At 50.3% G+C, this 20612-nt stretch carries 14 protein-coding genes; all 14 read right to left on the bottom strand.

The genetic code is table 11. The annotated features are described in order from the left end of the window. Positions 1-30 precede the first annotated feature (30 nt). The gene (locus tag ACX1C1_RS13050; protein ID WP_458957499.1) at positions 31-909 is read right to left on the bottom strand and encodes an ABC transporter permease; all 879 of its coding nucleotides are present in this window, start codon (positions 907-909) and stop codon (positions 31-33) included. After that, positions 909-1694, bottom strand: coding sequence for an ABC transporter ATP-binding protein (locus ACX1C1_RS13045; RefSeq protein ID WP_458957498.1), 786 nt, complete (start codon positions 1692-1694; stop codon positions 909-911). The genes ACX1C1_RS13050 and ACX1C1_RS13045 overlap by 1 nt, the downstream gene beginning before the upstream one ends. 142 nt (positions 1695-1836) lie before the next feature. Beyond that, entirely contained in the window at positions 1837-3504 is a 1668-nt protein-coding gene (locus tag ACX1C1_RS13040; protein WP_458957497.1) for a PucR family transcriptional regulator, read from the bottom strand. 124 nt (positions 3505-3628) lie between these two features. Then, positions 3629-4387, bottom strand: a complete 759-nt coding sequence (locus tag ACX1C1_RS13035; protein WP_458957496.1) for a gamma-glutamylcyclotransferase — start codon at positions 4385-4387, stop codon at positions 3629-3631. A 149-nt stretch (positions 4388-4536) separates the two neighbouring features. After that, the gene (locus ACX1C1_RS13030; RefSeq protein WP_458957495.1) at positions 4537-5082 is read right to left on the bottom strand and encodes a YkvA family protein; all 546 of its coding nucleotides are present in this window, start codon (positions 5080-5082) and stop codon (positions 4537-4539) included. A gap of 186 nt (positions 5083-5268) precedes the next feature. Continuing rightward, complete coding sequence (locus tag ACX1C1_RS13025) at positions 5269-6345, bottom strand: hypothetical protein (RefSeq protein WP_458957494.1); 1077 nt, start codon at positions 6343-6345, stop codon at positions 5269-5271. 177 nt (positions 6346-6522) lie between these two features. After that, positions 6523-6810: a hypothetical protein gene (locus ACX1C1_RS13020; protein ID WP_458957493.1), complete on the bottom strand. Its 288-nt coding sequence runs from the start codon at positions 6808-6810 to the stop codon at positions 6523-6525. Positions 6811-6861: 51 nt separating this feature from the next. Further along, positions 6862-7305, bottom strand: a complete 444-nt coding sequence (locus tag ACX1C1_RS13015; protein ID WP_458957492.1) for a HEAT repeat domain-containing protein — start codon at positions 7303-7305, stop codon at positions 6862-6864. A 64-nt stretch (positions 7306-7369) separates the two neighbouring features. Beyond that, positions 7370-7543, bottom strand: coding sequence for a DUF3934 family protein (locus ACX1C1_RS13010; protein ID WP_458957491.1), 174 nt, complete (start codon positions 7541-7543; stop codon positions 7370-7372). A gap of 142 nt (positions 7544-7685) precedes the next feature. Beyond that, entirely contained in the window at positions 7686-10955 is a 3270-nt protein-coding gene (locus ACX1C1_RS13005) for an ATP-binding protein (protein WP_458957490.1), read from the bottom strand. Next, positions 10952-11617 (bottom strand): response regulator, encoded by a 666-nt coding sequence (locus tag ACX1C1_RS13000; protein ID WP_458957489.1) that lies wholly within the window; start codon positions 11615-11617, stop codon positions 10952-10954. The genes ACX1C1_RS13005 and ACX1C1_RS13000 overlap by 4 nt, the downstream gene beginning before the upstream one ends. A gap of 75 nt (positions 11618-11692) precedes the next feature. Next, complete coding sequence (locus ACX1C1_RS12995) at positions 11693-12442, bottom strand: SDR family NAD(P)-dependent oxidoreductase (RefSeq protein ID WP_458957488.1); 750 nt, start codon at positions 12440-12442, stop codon at positions 11693-11695. A gap of 37 nt (positions 12443-12479) precedes the next feature. Further along, positions 12480-12935, bottom strand: a complete 456-nt coding sequence (locus ACX1C1_RS12990; protein ID WP_458957487.1) for a DUF2269 family protein — start codon at positions 12933-12935, stop codon at positions 12480-12482. A 54-nt stretch (positions 12936-12989) separates the two neighbouring features. Continuing rightward, positions 12990-20474 carry an S-layer homology domain-containing protein gene (locus tag ACX1C1_RS12985; RefSeq protein WP_458957486.1) on the bottom strand — a complete coding sequence of 2495 codons (7485 nt, stop codon included), beginning with the start codon at positions 20472-20474 and terminating at the stop codon, positions 12990-12992. Positions 20475-20612 lie beyond the last annotated feature (138 nt).

The following is a 20612-nucleotide window of genomic DNA, read 5'->3' as shown; positions in this document are numbered from 1 at the left end:
CCACTCCCTATCTGTCTCTATTTTGGTTTATTACACCGAGCCTTGCGGTCCCTTGCTCTTGTTATCGCTCCATGGGAGCAACCGAGATTCCAGCATGCTGACGCAGGTATATAACAAGGCCGCTACGATCATTAACGTAAACACGCCTACCCAAACAGCGGGGAGATTAAATAGATTGCCTTCCACAAAAATCATGTGTCCTAGTCCCTTATCCGAGGATATGAACTCTCCGCCTACTACCGAGACAAGCGCCAAGCCGATGTTGATCCGGAATGCGGAGATAATCCAAGGCAGTGAGGATGGCACGATAATTTTCGTAAAAATCTGCAGCTTGCTTGCTCCAAAGGATTTCATTAGATTCACTTGAGATTGATCGATTTGATGCGTAGCTTGATAAGCCGACAGCAGCGCTACGATGAAGGTTGATACGGCCGCGAGCACCATTTTGGAAAAAATGCCTGAACCGAACCAGATAATGATCATAGGCGCCAACGCGATCTTGGGCACTCCGTTTAGCGCAACCACGAACGGATCGATAATGCGGGACACCGTTCTGGAAAACCAAAGCAGCAGACCAGCCAAGGAGCCCACCGCACTGCCGATCGCAAAGCCGGTCACCGTTGCCCTAACCGTTGCATAAGCGTCTTCCAACAATTGGCCTGAAGCAATCATCGATACAGCCATCTTGGCAATAGCCGTTGGCGATCCAAGCAAAAACGCATTAACCGTACCGCTTCGCACAAGCGCCTCCCATATCGCAAGCACGCTCGCAATAATCGCTAATCGCCAAAACACGATCATGAGCCAGTCCTTAAGCGCCGCGGCTTGACGTTTGCGAACAAAGCTGCTCTTGTCCTTTACGACCGAGTTCGATGCCGCCACTCCAACTCCACCTGATGGATTCGCCATTAGCCAACCCTCCCCATCTGAATGTCCAGCTCGGACCATATTTCCTCAAAGAACTGCTTAAACTTCGTGTCGCTCCGCGCCTTCATGGCAGAGCCGTATTGTGCCGACAATCCAATCTCGTAGGTTTTCTTGACAAAGGTCGGACGCTTGCTCATAACAAACACGCGATCGGATACCGAGATGGCCTCTTCGATATCGTGCGTGATCAGCACGCCTGTCTTGCCTTCGTTGCGGAGAATCGACAAGATCTCGTCCTCCAGCACAAGTCTGGTTTGATAATCCAGCGCAGAGAAGGGTTCGTCGAGCAAAATAATATCCGGCTGGGTCACCAGCGTCCTGATCAACGCGACCCGCTGCCTCATGCCGCCCGACAACGTAGACGGATAAGCTCCGGCAAATGCTTCCAGGTGATATCGCTCCAAATAACTCATCGCGATGTCCCGACGTTCCTTTTTGCCGATCCCTTTCACTTCGAGTCCAAGCGTAACGTTGTCCAATATGGATCTCCAGGGAAGAAGCAAGTCCCTTTGCATCATATAGCCGACATGTCCGGTCGATTGTCCGATCTCGTCTCCGCCTACCGTAATACGTCCTGAGGTTGGTGGCAGCAAGCCTGCTATTATATTGAAAATCGTACTTTTTCCGCAGCCGCTCGGTCCCACAATGCTTACAAATTCCTGTTCTCTGATGTCCATCGTGATGCCGTTAAGCACGGATATCTCCTCTCCCTCGGCGCTCACGAATGATTTGGTCACATTGGATACGCTAATGGCGCTCGTACTCATCGCTACAACCCCTCTCCAGCATTGCTATATGTCATGTCAGATAATCTTACATAAGTTATATTGTTATCTTAAACGTATTAAGCCCCTCTGTCATTAGCTCACCCATACATAAACATCTGATAATTTTGTATGCTCCATACAATCAATCTGCTTTGAGAACATCCTCCATGGCAAACGCTACTCGATACCCAAATGCCGTCTGAGCATCCTTCAGCTTGCGGCCTAGCAGCTTTTCGGCTTTTTCAAGGCGATAAACGACCGTATTGCGGTGAACAAAAAGCGCCTTCGCCGTATCGATCAGATTGCAATGATTATCGTAATAAGCTCTCAGCGTACGCAGCATATCCGACTGCTCCTGATCGCCTTTGCCCAGCAGCGTCTTAAACGCTTCATGATAGAATCGTTCGAGCTCATCAAGCGGAAGCATTCGTAATAGTCGAGAAAAATCCAGGCTGCGGTAAGCCGTAACGAATCTTCTTTTGTTCATGGATATTCCGCCCTGCAGCGCGCGAACCGCCTCTCGATAAGACAGTCCAAGGTCCAGCGCCGCAGCATAAGGGCTGCCGATGCCAAGCGAGTAGCTAAGCTTGTCTACCCCATAGATATCCTCTACCATTCGCTCCAGTCTCTGCAGCAGCTCGGTTTCGTTCCAGTCCGCTTGTCCGGGAAATAGCAGTACGCCGAACATATCATTTTTGGCAAACATCACAAACTCGACACCGAGCTTGATAAACTCGCGTTTCAATAGATGGTAGTGGCGGTCTCGCTCCGCGCTGATCCGCTCCGCTAGATTGTCGGCTTTCCCCGTTATTCCGGGGCGCGTCTCTGCGACTGCGTCCTCTCTCGCGACGATAAGCAGCGCACGTTTGTCAGGCTTAAACCCGTATCTGGCGCCGCGATGCATAGCTTCCTGCTCCGTACTGACGAAACCTTCGATTAAGTCCGAGAAAAAATCGTTTTTATACCTTCGTGACCGTTCTTTAACAGCATGCCGCTTGGTCAGCTCAAGTCCAATGACATGCGTGGCCTGCTCCAAAGCCAGCAGCTTGGGACCTTGCAACGGATAGTGCTGAGAAAATGCGAGCAGATAACCTTCTTGGCGATATGTAAAGATGGGGTGGCATTCTAATTGCCTGTAGGCTGGATCCTTTATTGCGGGAAGACAAAGTGAAACGGGGACATCAGGAAGACTCGCGCTCCTCATTGCATTCGCAATTCGCTCCAGCGCAGACGCGCTTTCAGGATTGCCCATTACCATTTCGTCCGAGGAGGAGAGCAGCTCATATTTGGCATCGAGGAGCAGGACTGGGCCGGAAACAATCGAAGCGAGCGCGCCGATAATTCCCGTCAATCCGCCGCCTCGCATCATCATATCCGCAAATTGTTTGTGGATCGTCAGTGTATAATGCAGCTCTTTGTTTTTGTTATCCAATAAAATACCTATCGATTCTCTAAAAATATCGCCTAATGTTGACTCGATCATGGACATCTCTAATATAGGAAAACCGAGCCGATCCGCTTCATCCAGCGCTTCCTGCGGAATACGAAGCGCGAACCGCTGTGTTTTGACAGCTAGACCCGCACAGCCTTTGTCGTGCATGCCGCGAATAACGTCGATCAGCTTCTCCGGGCTGTCCTTGAGCACATATCCGTTCGTGAGCAGCAGATCGCCAGGTTTAAGAAAGACCACAATGTCCGGTGCATCCATAATATTAACCGAAAGCACCTCGCGGACATCAACAGCGCCAGCGCCTGCCAATATGTGAGCTTCGGACATGATGGTCGATTCTATCAACTCGTTCAGCAGCATAAACGAAACACCCCTTCCCATTCATGTTATAAAATCTAACATCAACAGATCGGAGTGTAAAGAACAAAATTTGGTTGATTGAACCTAAATAAGCATGAAATTTGGACGATCTGAACAAATGAAGTTATAGCAGGGGCACGTCACCCACATCCTTGTTCACGAAGACAAAGGTAACCGCGTCCACGATCCGTTCATCTTCATCGACTACTTGAACCACGATCGGCTTGTATTTCTGGGTTGCTACACCTTCACGTACAAATAAGTAGTCCATCAACGTTTGCGGCGAGATACGGTACAGCTTGCCTTCCACGCATCCCCCTGACTCTACGATATCCGTTCCTCCTTTGCCATCCGATGCTCGATAGGCAAAGCCTAGCGTGAACCCTTCAAGTGTGCCCCGACCAAGCACATCGGCGAATTGCGCATCATATCCAGCATGTTGAATCCGCTCCATGTCCATGCAGCTGCCATATGCAAAATAAACCAAGCTCTCCTCCTTGCACATACGATCCAGCTTCCAATCTCCCAACGGAATAATAGCCTCGTCTCTTTGTGCTCCGGTATAAACATAAACCCAGGCCTCAACGACCCCCGCATCCGTGAGCGCTTTGATTCGAATTCGCTCATATTCGTTTCTCCTATCTCCCGGACCATAATAGTCCTCCAACCGATCGAGCTGAAGCAGCACCGTTTCACTTACCTCATACAACTCACCCGATACAAGCGAACTCTGCTCACCCATTCGAATAGCAGGGTAGCCGTATCCTGTATCCACCATAATACCTTCCACATAAGCGGTCTGTGCTATACGTGCAGCATTATTGAGCCAAGCGTGATTACATTCTCCGCATCTAAGCGTGCCATACACAAACACCTTCTCCATCCAGACATCCTCTCCCCTCGATAAACTAGTAGCTTCGACCTGTAAGCGGAGTCTCCTGCCCGTGGCATTAGAATAACCCTCTAACAATCGTTACAATTCGTGTTTGCCAGAAACAAAAAAGACGACCAATGGCCGTCTGAACAATTTGCTTACTGCTCCTTAAAAAACTGCTCGGCTTTCGCACGGTGTTCGTCTGTAATGTGCGAGTTTACCGCTTTGTAGGCAATGAATATTGCAGATGCATCATCAACATATCCGCCAATTGGAATAAAATCCGGAATGAGGTCGATAGGAAGAATCCAATACGCTAATGCAGCGATTGCCGTTGCTTTCACAGCAGTCGGAGTAGCGGAATCCATTGCGCAATAATACATCGCCACTGCTTCCTTGGCGAATGGAACTTTAGAAGCATATTTCTTCACTTTGGACCAGAAACCTTTGTCTACGTATTTCGTTTGCTGCTCTTGATTTCCGATTTTTGAAGTCCATACGCTAATATCGACATTAGGTTGATCCGTATGCGATGGCGCATCAGCTACAGCTACTGCAATTTCTTCATCAGAAATAACGGCTGGAATCACATCTTCATCGACGAGCTTTTCCTTGCAGTTCCCGCATACCGCCGCTTTCAGCTTTTGGGTTTCCACTCGATTCTGTTGTTCGCAGTTGGAGCATTCGACAATGATGTGTGGCATATAAATTCCTCCAATTTATTTGTTCGTAATCTCAATTCCAAATCGTGACTCTCAATCCAGTCACGCCCTTTTTATAGTACTATGGAATCATAAAAATTAAAATCTCTTTTTGCATGCATTTCTAAAGAACCACTTCTGAAGTACCATCTATTTGATGATCACCTGAACAAATGTCTTGTCTACTATTTATTTCAACGTAACTCCAAATGTGTTGCCATATCTCAAACTCACGTTCCAAGGCTGCTTCTTGCCCGTTCCCTCGTTCAGAACCTGGATTTGATTAGGCAGTTGAAGCTCAACAAGATAACTCCCCGGCTTGACCAAACCGTCTTTGCTAGTCATGTACCAAGGCAGCGTCACATCAAATGCTTCGTTAGGGGCCAGCTTGCCCTTAAGCGACGGAAGCTTCGTCTGTGAAATCAGCTTCCGGTTCGTGCCATCGGGATTCGCGCTGTAGACCGCGAAGGCAAGCGGCGTTTCATCGAGAACAACAGCCGATTTGTCCAAATTCGTCAAGGTAACCGAGAAATTCATCACAGGGTGATCCGTCACGCTGCTACCATCGCCAAATCCAGATGATGGAGCCATCATGCCGTATAGTGGGTAGGTCAAATATTCTTGCTCGCGTTCAGGTACCTCTCCAAGCGGGTTATTTTTGATACTCACGATGTTCTGCACCTTAAGTCTATAGGTAACCTTGGGGTCATATGCGAATCCAAGCAACGTTTTGAAAGGCCTAATATCGCCTGGTTTCGGAGGAATCAGATTTTCATCATCGATATAGAAGTATTGAGAGGTCCCGATTACAGATCCGTCTGCACCGATGGCCTCCAGCGCGATTCGTTTGCCGCTTAATTCTTTGTTGATTCGAATAATACCGCCTTTGACGACTCCCTTATCCGCTTCATCCATTGTTAAGTAGCCTGCAGAAAGAATTCCATCGTTGCTATTGATCGTAAGCCCTGTCTGGCTAGACTTGCTAATAATTTGAATCCTGTTGAGGCTGCCGCTCTCTGAGGTAGCGTTCTTAAAGGTAACATCCGCCCCCATGGCATTGGAGAACAAGCGCAGCGGGATATAGGTCTGATCCTTGTAGTTGATCACGGTTGTTCCTGTATCTGTAGTAAGCTCCTTCACTTGGCTTCCGTTCATAATCGTTATTTTGCTAGGGTACAATGTCCCCTGAATCGATTTGGACGTAATGGCCGCAGTCGATACACAAAGGACAACACCGCAGGCTAGTCCTAACCAAAATTTTCTCATTTTTACATCACTCTCCTTATCAACCTAGACGTCGAATAGGCGAAAAAGTTGCGATAGACGGGCAAATACATCAAGGCATCCCTACACGAATGTTGCTGTCAGATTGCATAGAAAAAGCACCTCCAATATTAACGGAGATGCTTTCATGAGCAGCGTGTCAGGATGTGATCAGCCACACTATTGTTTGTCGTATTCCTTATTCGCTGTATCCAGCATGTCTTCCCAATTAGCGAAATCGGTCTCTCTGGCAATATGTCGATCAAAGAGCTCACCGGCAATGTTCTCGATATCCTTTTGTGTTTTGGCTTGAAAGTTGCCTTTCACCAAAAACGCCTCAAAGCTCTTAAACGTAGAATTCTTGCTCATAAACGTTTCATTAAACAGCTTGTCTAATGCAATATTATTCGGGTCTTCTTGCATTGCATTCTGACCTTGCAGGTCTTTTAGTAGATCGTCAAACGACATTGGTTTTTGCTTTCTCAGAATATCACCTCGTAATTTTTTTATTCATTCAGTTTATCTTAACAATAACGACGCCCACGTACCTTCAAGCCACTTATCAAAATCAGCGCCTTTATCACCTTCGTAGGTATCGTATATATCAAGTCTCATCTTTTTGAATTTTTCTTTAAATTCTTCATAAGTATGTCCATTGGGCAAACTTTTTTTAATTCTTACCAGAACTTTTGATACCTCTCTGTTCAATTCGACTGTTTTTCTTGGTGGCAGCTGAACATCCTCGCCGAATTGCTTGAGCTTACGGTAGGCGGCTTCTCGAACTTGATACACAGTGTCGTTATTTAGTCTATGCGTAAGCACATCAATGGTTTTTTGAGTATTCCATTGACCGAGCTCTTCGACGGCATCTAACCGTTCTCTCCAATTCGACGTTCGATTGGCTGCCGTTCTTAATTCATCATAATTGGGGGGCAGCTCGTATTTGCTTTCACTATTATCCAAAGGATCCCATCCTGTTCTATTGTTGATTGCATCAAAGGCCTTGCATCTGCCTTGCTTGCCTTATTTATTTGTCGCGTTTGTCATTATTGGACGCAGCCGAACTGTCTTGATTTTTAGTGCCTTTGCTTTTATATGGCTTTGGCGCGTTTTTGGCTCTGTTGGCGGCCGCTTGCCATCGATTCCAGCCTTTTTTGTCCGTGCCCCTGCCTGTTCCGCCTTTTCCCTTAGCTTTGCTCAAGTGATCACACCTTATAGGATTCAATCTGTTGTTTCGCCAAACCTCATCATAACATAACTGAACGAAGACGGCTAGAAACGTTGTTCACTTGAAAATAACCCGCCCCAGGTTATTGCCCAGGGGACGGGTTATTTGCCAATCATCATGACTCCACAAGCGGCAAATGAATGGTTAGCATGCATCCATGATCATCCTCATCTGTGTCAAGCCACAGCTGACCTCCAAGCTCCTGCACTCTCTCCACCATAGCCCGCAAGCCAAAGCCAACCTTGTTATCCGTATAGGCAAGACCATCATTCCATAACTCGAACTCGATATTGCCTTCGAATGCATACAATTTAAACCGGAATTGCGTTCCCCGCCCATGACGAATACCATTCGTAAGCCCTTCCTTGAGGGATTGATAAAGCGATCTCTGCTGAGGAGGGGAAAGCTCGGGCAATTGATCAATGGCGTATGCAATAGAAACCCCGGTCGTTTCCATCGTTTCTTCAAGCAGTTGCTCCATCGCTACTTCCATTGGAAAAGCTCTATCTTCGTGACGCATCATCCGAACGGATTCTCTAATTTCGTCCAGCCCTTTGCGCACAAGCGATTGGGCGAGCCTCGCCTTCTCAATGCCCAGCTCCTGCCCTCTATCCAGCAGCATAATCGACGCTTCCAATTGCACGATCGAAGCCGTTAACGTATGTCCGACATGATCATGAATATCCTGCGAGATGCGCGTTCGTTCCATCATGACGGACACCTCTGCCAAAGCCTCTGCGCGTTCCCGAACGGAAGCTCTTAATCGATCGGTCGTCTGCTCCAGCTCTCGTGTTCGTTCCTGGACAAGCAGCTCAAGCCTTGTCGTTAAACCAATCAGCCTTAATTGCAAGCGGACGCGAGCAAGCAGCTCATGTCTGGCGGTTGGCTTGGAGAGATAGTCATTGGCTCCAACCTCGAAACCTTCCAGCAAGTCGGTCAACCGATCTCGCGCAGTTAATAAGACAATTGGCAGCTCATGAACATCATGCCGCTTACGGATTAATCGACATACTTCATAACCATTCAAGTCCGGAAGCATGACGTCAAGAAGAATCAAATCCGGCAGCGATGCCTCGATATCCGCTAGTGCCGCCGCTCCTGTAGAGGCTTTGCGAATATGTATAGGCAATGCGGACAGGTAGCTTTCCAATACCTGAAGATTGACTGGCTCATCGTCAACGATTAGGACGGATAGTTTAGGCATTCTCCCATCCTCTAAGTTGTCGTTGCCAGGAATCAGCTGATCCAGTCCGATTTCGGAAGAAGACTCTGCTTCCAATGTACGAATACCATCCCAATTGGTCGGAAGATACGCTAGCGGATCCATAGGAACTTGAGGTGCTTGAGGTGCTTGAACTGCTGGAGCAGGCTGAATAGGCGCCGACAACTCCCCGTTTAAACCTCCCTCTACAGCGACAGGAAGGGTAAATGTACATGTCGTCCCTTGCCCTTGCACGGATCGCACAGCCAAGCTGCCTCCATGAAGCTCCGTCAGCTTGCGTGTGATGGAAAGACCAAGACCTGTTCCTCCCCGATTGACGGATCTATCCTGCTCGAAAGGCTGTCCTAATCTAGAGAGGGTTTCTTCCGCAATTCCGATGCCCGTGTCAATGACGGAAACAGCTATCCAGCGCCCCGTAACTTGAGCACGAACGGTGATGGTGCCTTGATCGGTATACTTGACGGCATTGCCAATCAGGTTATACAAGATCTGCTGCAAGCGATTCGCATCCGCCCAGGCATGCTGCATCTCGTCATCTATTTCGCTATGAAGGGTAATGTCTTTCTTCGCGGCAATGATCTGGAATACGGCAATCACGCTGTTAATGGCATGCTCCATGGATACCGCCGATAATTCCAGATCGATATCCCGATGATTCAGCTTCGAGAGATCCAGAAGATCATCGATCAAACGAGAGAGACGCCTGCCGCTGGACACGACAAGACTCAGATACTCCCGCGTTTTCTCGCCTGTCGTTCCAGCCGGATCATCAAGAATGGATTCTGTTAGTCCGATGATGCCATGAAGCGGCGTTCTTAGCTCATGAGAGGTATTGGCAAGAAATTCACTCTTCAACCGATCAAGCTCCTGCAATCGATCATTCTGCTGCTCGAGACGAGAAGTATAGTCATGTAATTGAGCCCTTGCGCGAATAACGAGTACAATACCTATAATGAAGATCAATAGAAATAACGAGAGAAGAACGATATGGTTCAACAACTGATACAGAGCGGTTGGAAGATACCGAAAAGCGAGATGATTAATGACAGGAAATGTGAATGCCAGACGATCAATCGAAACGCTGAGAAGCACGACCAGCATGCCGATTGACAACCATCTCCATTCATTGCGGCGATGCTCGAAGGCACGAAAAATAGTGAACAGCACATACGGTGCCGCAAGCAGAATAATGCCGAATATATACACGAGTGAATGTTCATAGACTTGGGGCAAGAAAACGGATGTGAGTATCGCCCAGAGAGATAGTGTTAGAAATAGCTTGCGTAAATGCCGAAAGCCTCTGCGATTTCTATCTTCCACCAGCTGCTCAAAGATACCGCTCGCAGCCCAGGCTACGACCGGGTTGCCGATCCCCCCGTAAAACACTAGCTCGGGCAGGCCTAAATAAAGCGAAATAAACAATGTATGAACCAGGGAAGAATACCCCGCCGCTAAAGTGAGGACTACGAAATACAAATACATGCGATTGCGTTCATAGAATATCCAGGCTCCTACCGCAAGAACCATCATGAACAAAAAGCAGATGGACAGAATCATGCGGAGCGAATCCATCCTAATAAAGGTTGCCAACCAATCCTCTTGCGGTCCGGAATGTATGTGGCCTAATGGTCCCAAATCATCTCCATCGGGCCATATTTTCAAGTGCAGCTTGCGTCCCTCAGCTTGATCCGGAAGATCTGCCTGACTCCAGGACAACCACAAATTTGGCTGCGATACACGGCTCTCCGAACGGTCAAGAATTTGTTTGTTGTCCAAGTACGCAACGAAACGTGAAAGTCCGCGGAATTTCAGTTCCGTAGGTCCGGATATTTGATCAAGCTCGGGAGGCAATGTTCTCCTGACCCACAAGATATCCTTTGACTTGCCTTCAAGAGAGTCCATTTCCTCCAGAACCTCTGGAAGCGGCCTCCAATTAGCTCCGCCATCATCAAGCTCTCCATCCACAACCTGAAGGTCTCCTCTTACCGCTTCCCATTTGTCCTGTGAGTAAAGGGAGTAGAACGGAGTAGAGCTGGCTACTTGGGTGGCCTTCTGAAAGGGATAAAGAATGGCGGTTAAGAACATAATCGTCAATGAAAGTCCCATAAGTCCGACAACCCAGCGAGAGCGGGGCAGATAATCTCTTACTGTCGCCTTAATCATGGACGATCAAGCCATTCACGCAGTGTCATCATAGCAAGGGTTCGATCACGCGTTCCAAGCTTGGCGTACACACTGCTCACATAATTTTTGACCGTTCCTTCACTCATGAAGAGCAAGCTTGCGATCTCCTTATTGGTTTTCCCATCCATCATTGCTCTTGCGATTTCCTGCTCCTTGTCAGAAAGCCTAAGACCTCTGGCTTTCAGCCGGCTCGCGCCTACCATGGCCTGGGCGGAGACGTCGGAGGAAGTGATTCTGGCCGCAAGTCGCGCCGCAATAGAAGAAGGGAGCAGCAGCTCCCCTTTCACGGCATCCCGTATTGCTTGAGCGAGCTTCTCCCCGGGAATATCCTTAAGCAAGAAGCCCGTTGCTCCGCCCGCCAGAGCATCAATAATGTAACCATCCTCTGCAAAGGTGGTCAGGATGAGAACGACAGCCTGGGGCCAAGCGGCCTTAATCCGCTTGGTGCCCTCCAGTCCGTCCATGCCAGGCATGCGTATGTCCATCAAGACGATATCTGGCTTAAGCTCAAGCGTCATGGCCAATGCTTCTTCACCGTTGCACGCCATGCCGACGACCTGCATATCCGGTTGCAAGCTTAATATCGTATGCAGACCGTCTCTCATCAACGTCTGATCATCCGCTAATACTATAGAGATCACATCATTGTGCTCCTTCCAAATTGAACATAACTATTAGCCATTATACGAGAAATCATCTCAGCCAGCCATCACCAATTAAATCATGGATAATCCGCCATTAATTCTTGTATAAGTTCCCGTCAGGAACCGGCTTTCTTCGCTCGCCAGGAAAGTAATCATGCCAGATATATCATCCGGCACGGCTACGCGCTGCAGAGGCGTCATCGCCGCAACTTGCTGCTTGATCATCTCGGGCGTATCCTTCGAAGCCTCGGTTTGAACCAATCCCGGCGAAACCACATTCGCGGTAATGCCATGAGGAGCATTCTCCAGCGCTACATATTTCGCAAACGAGTTGAGCGCCGACTTGGCCGGACCGTGAGCAGCCATATAAGGCATGGGAGAATCTGCAGCATTGCTGGATATATAGATCAATCTTCCATATTGTCGAGCAATCATCGCGGGCAGTACCGCTTGCGTGATTAGGAAGGAGGCCTTCATCTCGTTATTCAGCTTCTCCGCAAACTCCTCCCAGCTCATATCACTAAGCGGCTTCATGACAAAGGGCATATTCGCATTGCATACCAAAATATCGATTCCACCCAGCGTTGCTTCAACATGACGGATAGCCGCAGCTACCTGCTCGTGATCCCGGACATCCGCTCTTACCGACTCTGCCTCCCCTCCGGCGCGACGAATACGATCGACAACTTCTTGCGCCGCTCCGGGTTGTTGCACAAAGTTCACCGCGATTTTCGCGCCGTGCTCGGCCATCCTGAGTGCTGCCGATGCTCCGATTCCTCGTGCTCCGCCCGATACAAAAGCAACTTTACCCAATAGATTCATATGTTTATTCCTCCATTACATGATTGTTTATGATAGCTTAAGAAGGCTTTAATACCATTAGAATCAGCAGTACTATGCCCAGGATGGAAGCCGCATCGTACAACAGATTGATACGAGAAAGCAGCTTTGTCCTCTCTACGCTGGCAGTGTGCTCCAAGCTTGACGCTTCCTCGCTCTGCAGAAGCTGATCAAGCTTCGCAGTTTGAGGGCTTAGCAAACCCACTACGATGATCTGGATGACGACATACAAGAGAAGCGACAGGACGATCCACAGCTCCGCAAAGCTCCACCCCGTTAAAGCGACCAACAGCACGCCGGAGACAACAGCAATGGATCCCCCGATTTTCGGAAAATAATTCAAAGCTTGCATAAGCGTAAGAGCCTGCCGGAGCTGATCCGTCCGCTTACTTCTCCTAAACAACACATGACCGAAATACGTCGGCCCAATTCCTAGAAAGGCCGAAACGACATGAATGACGACTAGCCACTCCATTTCCCAACACTCCCCTGTCTCATTATCAATGTTCTATTAACGGATTGGATTACTTTACTCCGTGATGAGCTCCATCCGCGCAAGCAAACGGTACATGATGACCGCGGCTTCACCACGCTTCAGCTTCGCCCTTGGGGCAAGAATCGTCGGCAACAATCCCTTCAGTAAACCTGCCTTGACGGCAGCTTGCATCGCTGGCCTTGCCCAATCGGACACAGAATCCGCATCTTGAAATCCGTCTAAAGCATGGGCTGCTGTCGATGATTCGATACTAGGGAATGCTCGATGCAGGATCGTGGCGAACTCTTCCCTTGTCATCTCGTCGTCCGGACGAAAGCGTCCCTGCGAGCCGCTCACGATGCCCAGGCTTGCCGCGAGTTCTACTGATTCCTTGTACCAGGCTTCGCTCTTCACATCCGAAAACGAGACGCCGCCCCCCGCGTCTTGCGTGCCCGTCACTTTCCCTGCGGCTTGCAGGATGGTTAATAGAAGCGTGACGGCTTCTGCCCTTGTCAGCTCGCGACCCGGCTCGAATTCATCGAGCGAAGTGCCCTGTAAGAGCCATCTGCTGGCCAATACCTCCACCTCTTGGCGGCTCCAATGGTTCTCAATATCAGAGAAGCTGACTTCCCTTAGGAACAAGGCATAGGTGCCCCACTCGGAAATATTCGCTCGAATCATCAGCTTCGACTTCTGAACAACACCACCTATATAGACCCACTTGCCAGGGTTGCGATCATCCTGCCGATAAAGGCCAACCTTGCGAATGTCAGCTTCCTTCAATAAGTTCCCATCCGCCAGCGCCTGCAAGGAAATTCGTTTCAGCGGCGGCAGCTCGGATTGAAGGGAATAAGCATCGCCCATCGGTTTCATCCCGGCGGGAATCATCCCCGTGCCGAGTGTTTGCCGCTTTGCTTGGAGAGCAGCTGATTGCTTGAATGTGCCTGCTGGCCAGCTTAGCGTAAGCGTATGATCGAACAATGTGTACTCGTTCGCGGCAGTTGATAGTTTCATTTCCGCCTGATGCGTATCCGAATTCGTATTTCCAGACCCACCCGTTCCGCCGTTCCCACCTGTTCCGCTTCCTCCATCGCCTCCTCCATTGCCGCCGCCATTGTCGGTTGCACGATGGACGAACGAGATGCCTTGCGAGCCGTTAAGCCGATGATCAAACGTGCGCAATTCGAATTCGTATATGTTGGATGAATCCAGCTGAAGCAAGCGAGCATGCTGTGTTCCTTTCATTACAATAAGAGATTCTTTGTATGCAGAAGCTCCTTTCACACGATAAGCCAGCTCCACGTGGTGGAAGTCAGCATCGATCGGATCCGTCCAACGGATGGCGAGCTGATCGTTCTCCCACACGGCCCTTGGCATGCTAACCTCGGCAGGGGGCGTCAAGTCCGCTAGCGGAGTTTTGACTGCTTTCGTGGCGAACGGTTCTGTTATTCCCGCCGATTCATTCCCATTCCCGTCCACGGTTGCCACTCGCAGATGGTAAGAAGTGCCCGGACAAAGCCCCTCGAAGGAAGCGCTGCTTCGGCTGATGCCGACTTCCATTTCCGTTGATTGGCAAGATGAATTCCCTATAGGTACTGCAGTTAGTTTATACGAGATGCCATCGCCCGTAATACGCGGCGTCCATTGTGCAAGCAATTGACTGGACCCTGACGAAAGCCGAAGATCTGTTGCCGCTTCCTCCGGCTTTGTGCCTGAGGGAAGCACAGTCAAATCAAAGGTCATTTCTTGCTCCATACCGACATGGGCATAGCTCTGCACATGAGACAACACGCGCATGACGTAAACCTCGCCTTCGACAAGCACCTTATCCGGGATGAAGCGGAAGCTCCTGGCGAGCAGTTGGCCGAGCTCATCTGTTTGCTCGTCTGCAGCCTCAACCACTCCGCTGACCTGGTCTCCTCTTGCGTTCTCCACGATAACCCCTGCGTTCTTAACAGATTCTGCAAGCATGTATTTGCTGAATACAAATCCAAGAGCCTGCCCCGCCACCGCTTGCCCGACAGTAGGAATCGGCGACTGTAAGGATACCATGCCTACATTGACATCGAAATGCGGGGGAAGCACCTCCAGATCGGCGCTTTGCGCGGGTTGATAACCTTCCTTCGTGTATAGAACGCGCCAACGCCCCTCCGGCACATCCCAGCCGTATTTGCCTAATGCGTCAGTGATTAGCGGGTTCTGTTGGCCGAACCACTCCGCGTCCCATTCGCTCCAATACCCTGGATTGTCTGGAGCCTCCTGGAGCAATGTCGCCTTAACTCCTTCCAACCGGTTGCTTGGCAGCGCCTCGTACGCATACCCGCTTGGGTCCCAGATCCATACCGGATCGGCGACTTTATTCTGCGGTTCCTCCTCCTCCTTGTCGTCTTCCTTCTTTTTGCAGCGATCAATGGCGCCTGCCGCAGCCATATCATCCCGCCACTTCTTATCCGCCTCGAACTCCTTCTTTAAATCGTCTAAGCGCGAACCCCACTTGCTCATCACGGCATCGTTAATGGCCGTCATATAAGCGGCTGCAGAGGCGGTGGCCCATGTAGGCAGCTTCGATAAAGCGACGCCGGCCACCAGTCCGATGCCGGTAATCGTATTTTTGACAAGCAGCCCCGTGCTGGCCATATCGAATAAATTCTCCGTCTGCTTCACGTAATAGTTGACGTTAGGCGCGTAGCATTCGTTTTGAATGACGTAATCCTGAAACTGCAGAAGTTGATCGGCATAATCCATGAAATCCATCGTATCTGCCACGTAGCTTTTCAAAGTGCCGAAATAGCCGAATGCTTTGTTGAAGGTTTCTGCCTTCGGGAACGCGACGGAAAAGGTGATCCCCAGATAGTCCGTCGATAATTCTGGACTAGGAGCCGAGTCGAATCGAGGCGCGAGCGTCTTCAATTCCTGGAGCAGCTGCGGCGTGATCGCGCTTCGAGCGATGCTGCCCTTCACGACGAGCGTCCCCGTCTCGTAATCCCAGGTTGGCTCAAAGCCAAGGTAGGGATCTTGCGTTTCCGTCAGCTTCTCGTATTTGACGCTCATCCGCACGTTCGCTTCGATAGCTTCCTTGCCGGGATAGACCACTCTGTACGTCGGCGTATACGCCGCTTGCGGATCGGGACCGTCCGTGCTAGGATCGGCTATGCTGTCCTTGACCTCCCCCCAATTGGAAGCGAGCTGCGACTGCTGCGCTTCCCACTGCTTGGCAGTAGGCGCTTCGACGCTAATGGGCTTTGTTAATGGAGCCGTATCATAGCTGACGAATATGCCCGATCCCATCTCACGGCCCGCCGGAATTACCGCTTCGTATTGACCCGGAGATTGCTCTATCAACGGTACGGAGGTTCTTCCGATCGAAACAACGGGATTGGAGATTCGATTCGAATTCGAAATGCCGAGTTTGACGAAGAAGGATTGACCGGGCACCACGACAAAGGGAAAGCGGGAGATCCCTAGCTCAGGATGGAAGACGGCCTTGCGTCCGCCATCTTGCTCGATCGACATCTCCGTAATTGCAGGAGCCGAAGGATCAACCTCTACTAACAGGGGCCTGGATTCTCCGTAGCCTGATTCTGTATGGACTTTCGCCGTCAATCGATAGATAGGCGATTCCTCCCAAATCAAGCCTTGAGACTTATCGGGCAACGTTACGTTCGCTGTCCAAAGCCCGCCTTGCGTCGCTTGAGCGCTTCCGACAAGCGCCATGTCCGCGTAGACAAGCACCTCCTTGCCTGCCGGTGCCCTGCCGCTTACCGTCAAGGACTTCTGCTTCACCCATTTGGGAGCTTCCAGTGTCACATCCCCAACGAGCAGATAGGCTGACCCGAGGGTTTCCTCCACGGCTTCCGAGCTGCCATCTATTCGATATCGTATCGAAAGCTGGTGCAGCGATTGTTCCAAGGCCCCGCTATCGATTCTTACCCGATAGGATAATGTACCTTTAGATCCGGCAGCCACGTCGCCAAGATTTATGGTGTAGCTGCCGCCGCCTTCCTCTGCCACCTCAACAGGAGCATTGTTCAGGATGACGCTATCCTTAAGCAGAGAAGATCCGGCAGCCACACCAATGACAAGCTGCGTATCCGTAACGGATGCTGCGTCATTCAAGAGGTATTCCGCTCTTAATGTGACAGAGTCTCCGACCGATGCCCGGTATTCATTCGATGAGTACCCGTTGCCCGGCTGTCCGGCGAATAATCTTGTTTTCCCCGTTAATGCGATCGGCGGAAGGTTAACTCGCTGGCCCTGCGAGACCTCAAGCTCTGTCCTATAGATTTCAATCGAATGATGATTATAAAATGCAAGCTTGTAATGACCCGCCTTCGGGAGCGACTCCATGAAAGCCCCGGTCTTTGAAAGTGCTTTAAAACGTATAGCTGACCATTTATTACTGCTGTTCTCGCGCCACGATAGCTGCATCGATTGAACGGCCTCCGGTCCCGGTCCTGTAATCGAACCCACAAGCTGAGCGGCCTCTTCAAACCGCAGCGTTGCCGTCGCTTCTCTCTTGCTGTCCAACACGACCGTGTCGCAAGAAGAAGAGAGACCCGCCTCGCTGCCGCTGGCGCATACCTCGAACGTATCGCCAGGCGTTCCGTACACAGGAATCCCCTTTTCATTGACACTGTTGGTCATTACGCCTGTCGATGCATTCAGGGTTTTGACTTTAAGGCCATAATGAACGGCGCTTCTCCAATCCGTGATGGCAACCGGCGTCAAGCTCCCGTCGATGCCCTTCGTCTCGACATCCAACACAATCATTCCGAAGCCTTGCGCGGTGAGCGCTAAATGGTGAGATTGGGTTTCGGATTCCCCAAGCGTGATCGGTACGAGTTGCGGAAGAGCATACAAGGGCTGTGCCTTCCTATCGGCGGATAAGCTGTACTCACCAGCCGGAACGCGAAGCTGATAACGTCCATCCGAATCGGATATGCTCTGCCCGGCCACGCTGCCGAACGATGTTAAAGCTTGAACCGTCACTCCAGGAACAGGCTTATCCTGCAAGGCGGTAATGCCGGTAACGATGGCGTATTCAAGATTGACGAGCTTGATTTGTTGCTCTTGATGGCCAGCTTGTAAGGTGTACTTCACGGGAGAAGGCGACTGGTATGGCGAATGAGCAAAGACGCGCACTTCAATCTCATCCCCCATCGAGAATAGGTTAGGAACATCTAGAATTCCCCATGATAACGTTTTTCCGCTATAGAGCAGCTCTCCTTCGGGCTTGCGAATTTCCAACCGTATGTTGTTTAATGACTTGCCGCCTTCATCCACGACGGATATCGAAAGCTCCGCCGCGGGCTTGACAGGGATATATAGCTCGCTATTTTCCCCGGGGCTCACGACGATGCCCGATTTCTCAGCCAGAAGATTTCCCGAGGCATCTGTAATGCGGGCCACATAATCCGCCGAGCCTTTGACGGCACTAACAACTTCAAGCGAATCGGGAAATACTGCAGCATTGCCCGATTGCTGCGCGCTGCTCCACAGGTGCACCTTTGCGCCTTGAAGCAGCTCAGGAGAGGAGGTTTCCAAGCTCACCTTTAAGGCTCCCGCTACTTCAATCGGGACGAGGATGGCATCCTTCCCCTCTGAAGGATTGCCTTCCTGAGCTACTCGAACGGATACAATACGAGCGGCGCCATCCGGTATGTTCCAATTTGCGCGATAGGAACGTGGTTCTGCAGGATCGGCGGCAAGAGAAACGATCGCTGATCGAGTGCCCGCCTGGTCAACGGTTTCGTATTCGATAGTCGCGGCAAGCTCCAAGCCTTCTTGAGCAAGCGAGCGAACTATTACGCTGCCACCCATTTGTGCCGCACCATTCACCTGATTCGGAAGCTCAAGGCTCGCTTTCGTAATTTTATCCTGCGGAGGCTCTTGCTCCTGACAGCTTTCTAGGCAGACATAGACCAATTGAGCGCCTTCGGGTCTGCTTGGTTCGCCTTCATACTCCTCATACGGAGCGTTCCAGAAGGTGTAAACGCCATGGCTGCCATCGCCCGTCAGAACGGCATGGCTTGCATCCAGCAGCTTCCCCAAGTAGCGATATTGCTTCTCCTTCGTCGTATCAAACAGCAATTCGCCTCTTGTCGTATAGGGCTCTAAGGAGCTGTAAGGATCGTAGTTATAGAAGTCTAAATAGACAAAGCGACCGTTCGTCGTCAGCTTGGGCACCTCTAAGCTGATCAGGGAATTCCCCCTCGTCTCCCACACCTGCTCCGCTTGACCGGAGCTCAGATCAAGCAATTCGGCCCTGAGACCGCGAGCATTGACGAAATTTCTGTATACAATGTAGCGGCCATCCTCGGACAGGCTAGGCCAAGTCACATCGACCGGGTATCGTTCGTCGTCTGCTCTATCCTCAACAGGAATATATTTCAGTGTCCCGTTAGTCGTGTCGTACAGGTATAGATTGTTAGTGTAGCTTTCTTGTACATCCGGGGAGATAAGCTCCGTTGAAGTCGTAACGAAAGCTACATAATGACCATCGGCGCTGATTGCGCCATGCTTGCTCTCTTCGCTTCCCTGTTCTCCGCTTGCAGCAACGCTGATTCGCTTCAGTCTGCTCGCCTCTGGCAAGGCAGCATCATAGAGATACACGTCTTTGACCCCGTTGGTATCCTCAGTGCTGAGGGCAAAGCTCGTATCCAATACAACCTTGGTGCCGTCGCGGCTGATCGCGAAATTTTCTGCTTTTCTGCTCTGCGTGGCGACCTTAGTGATCATGCTCGTAAGCGAATCATAGAGGCACAGCTCATATTGTCCGTCCTGATTCATTTTCCCGTAGACAATGTATCGTCCGCTTCCGCTGACTGCAAGCGAAGACTCTGTGCTGTCAGACCTTGGCGGAATGGCCTGGTCGATTCGTTTTATGCTTCCATCGGCTATTTGATACGAATAGAGGCCGGTCTCGCCTTCCACTGCACCTGGCATCTCTTGTGCATCCGTCAAAAATACGAGAACTTCACCGTCCTCACTGATTGCGAAATCATAAAAGCCCTCCTGATCGAGCGAGAATAGAATCTTCGTATATTGGTGATCCGTTGCCGTCTTTAACGGATAGGGTTCGGATTTATTACCATCCTTGTCGTACACAAACAGTCTGTAATACGAGAAGCTCGCTTCCGGCAGTCCCGTATGAAGGAAATAGAAGTCATCTGTTGTTTCCTTCAGAACCGTCCAGGTATCCCCCGACTTCCATTCCAAAGAATAACGATCGATATTTGGGGCGGGAATGTACTGCCCCGTCACTTCATCGTAAACGTGCATCGCGCTCCACTTGATCTCGATCTCGTTGTATGCCGGGCGGGCCCAGCGCAGATCAACCTCGCCATCCAGCCAGCTTGATGCCGCAGCTTCAACACTCTGAATTGGCGTTTCCTCGGCGCGAACCTCTCCTGCCCCGGACGACTGTTTACCATTCGATTCCGAAGCGAAGACGAAACTCGAACCGACATAATTGCTATTCACCAAGAACGTCAATAGTAATATAACAGCAACGAATTTAATTGCTTTGCTTTTGCCCAATTTCTCTACCTCCTTCTCCTTGTGTGCCATTGGCTTCACGACACTTTCCACATTTTCTCACGCATCGTGACTTTAGCATCAGGACCCTGGTACCCAACCTTGCCGTGACTTGGTCATGAATTGTCTGTATGACTTTCA

This window comes from Paenibacillus sp. strain BS8-2 (assembly GCF_054483835.1).
This window is presented reverse-complemented; position numbering and strand designations above follow the sequence as displayed.

Coding starts and splice junctions, on each gene's coding strand:
- ACX1C1_RS13020 (WP_458957493.1), bottom strand. CDS start 6,810: ATGTCGTTTGACGATCTACTAAAAGACCTGCAAGGTCAGAATGCAATG.
- ACX1C1_RS13035 (WP_458957496.1), bottom strand. CDS start 4,387: ATGGAGAAGGTGTTTGTGTATGGCACGCTTAGATGCGGAGAATGTAAT.
- ACX1C1_RS13025 (WP_458957494.1), bottom strand. CDS start 6,345: ATGAGAAAATTTTGGTTAGGACTAGCCTGCGGTGTTGTCCTTTGTGTA.
- ACX1C1_RS13045 (WP_458957498.1), bottom strand. CDS start 1,694: ATGAGTACGAGCGCCATTAGCGTATCCAATGTGACCAAATCATTCGTG.
- ACX1C1_RS13050 (WP_458957499.1), bottom strand. CDS start 909: ATGGCGAATCCATCAGGTGGAGTTGGAGTGGCGGCATCGAACTCGGTC.
- ACX1C1_RS13040 (WP_458957497.1), bottom strand. CDS start 3,504: ATGCTGCTGAACGAGTTGATAGAATCGACCATCATGTCCGAAGCTCAC.
- ACX1C1_RS13005 (WP_458957490.1), bottom strand. CDS start 10,955: ATGATTAAGGCGACAGTAAGAGATTATCTGCCCCGCTCTCGCTGGGTT.
- ACX1C1_RS12995 (WP_458957488.1), bottom strand. CDS start 12,442: ATGAATCTATTGGGTAAAGTTGCTTTTGTATCGGGCGGAGCACGAGGA.
- ACX1C1_RS12990 (WP_458957487.1), bottom strand. CDS start 12,935: ATGGAGTGGCTAGTCGTCATTCATGTCGTTTCGGCCTTTCTAGGAATT.
- ACX1C1_RS13030 (WP_458957495.1), bottom strand. CDS start 5,082: ATGCCACACATCATTGTCGAATGCTCCAACTGCGAACAACAGAATCGA.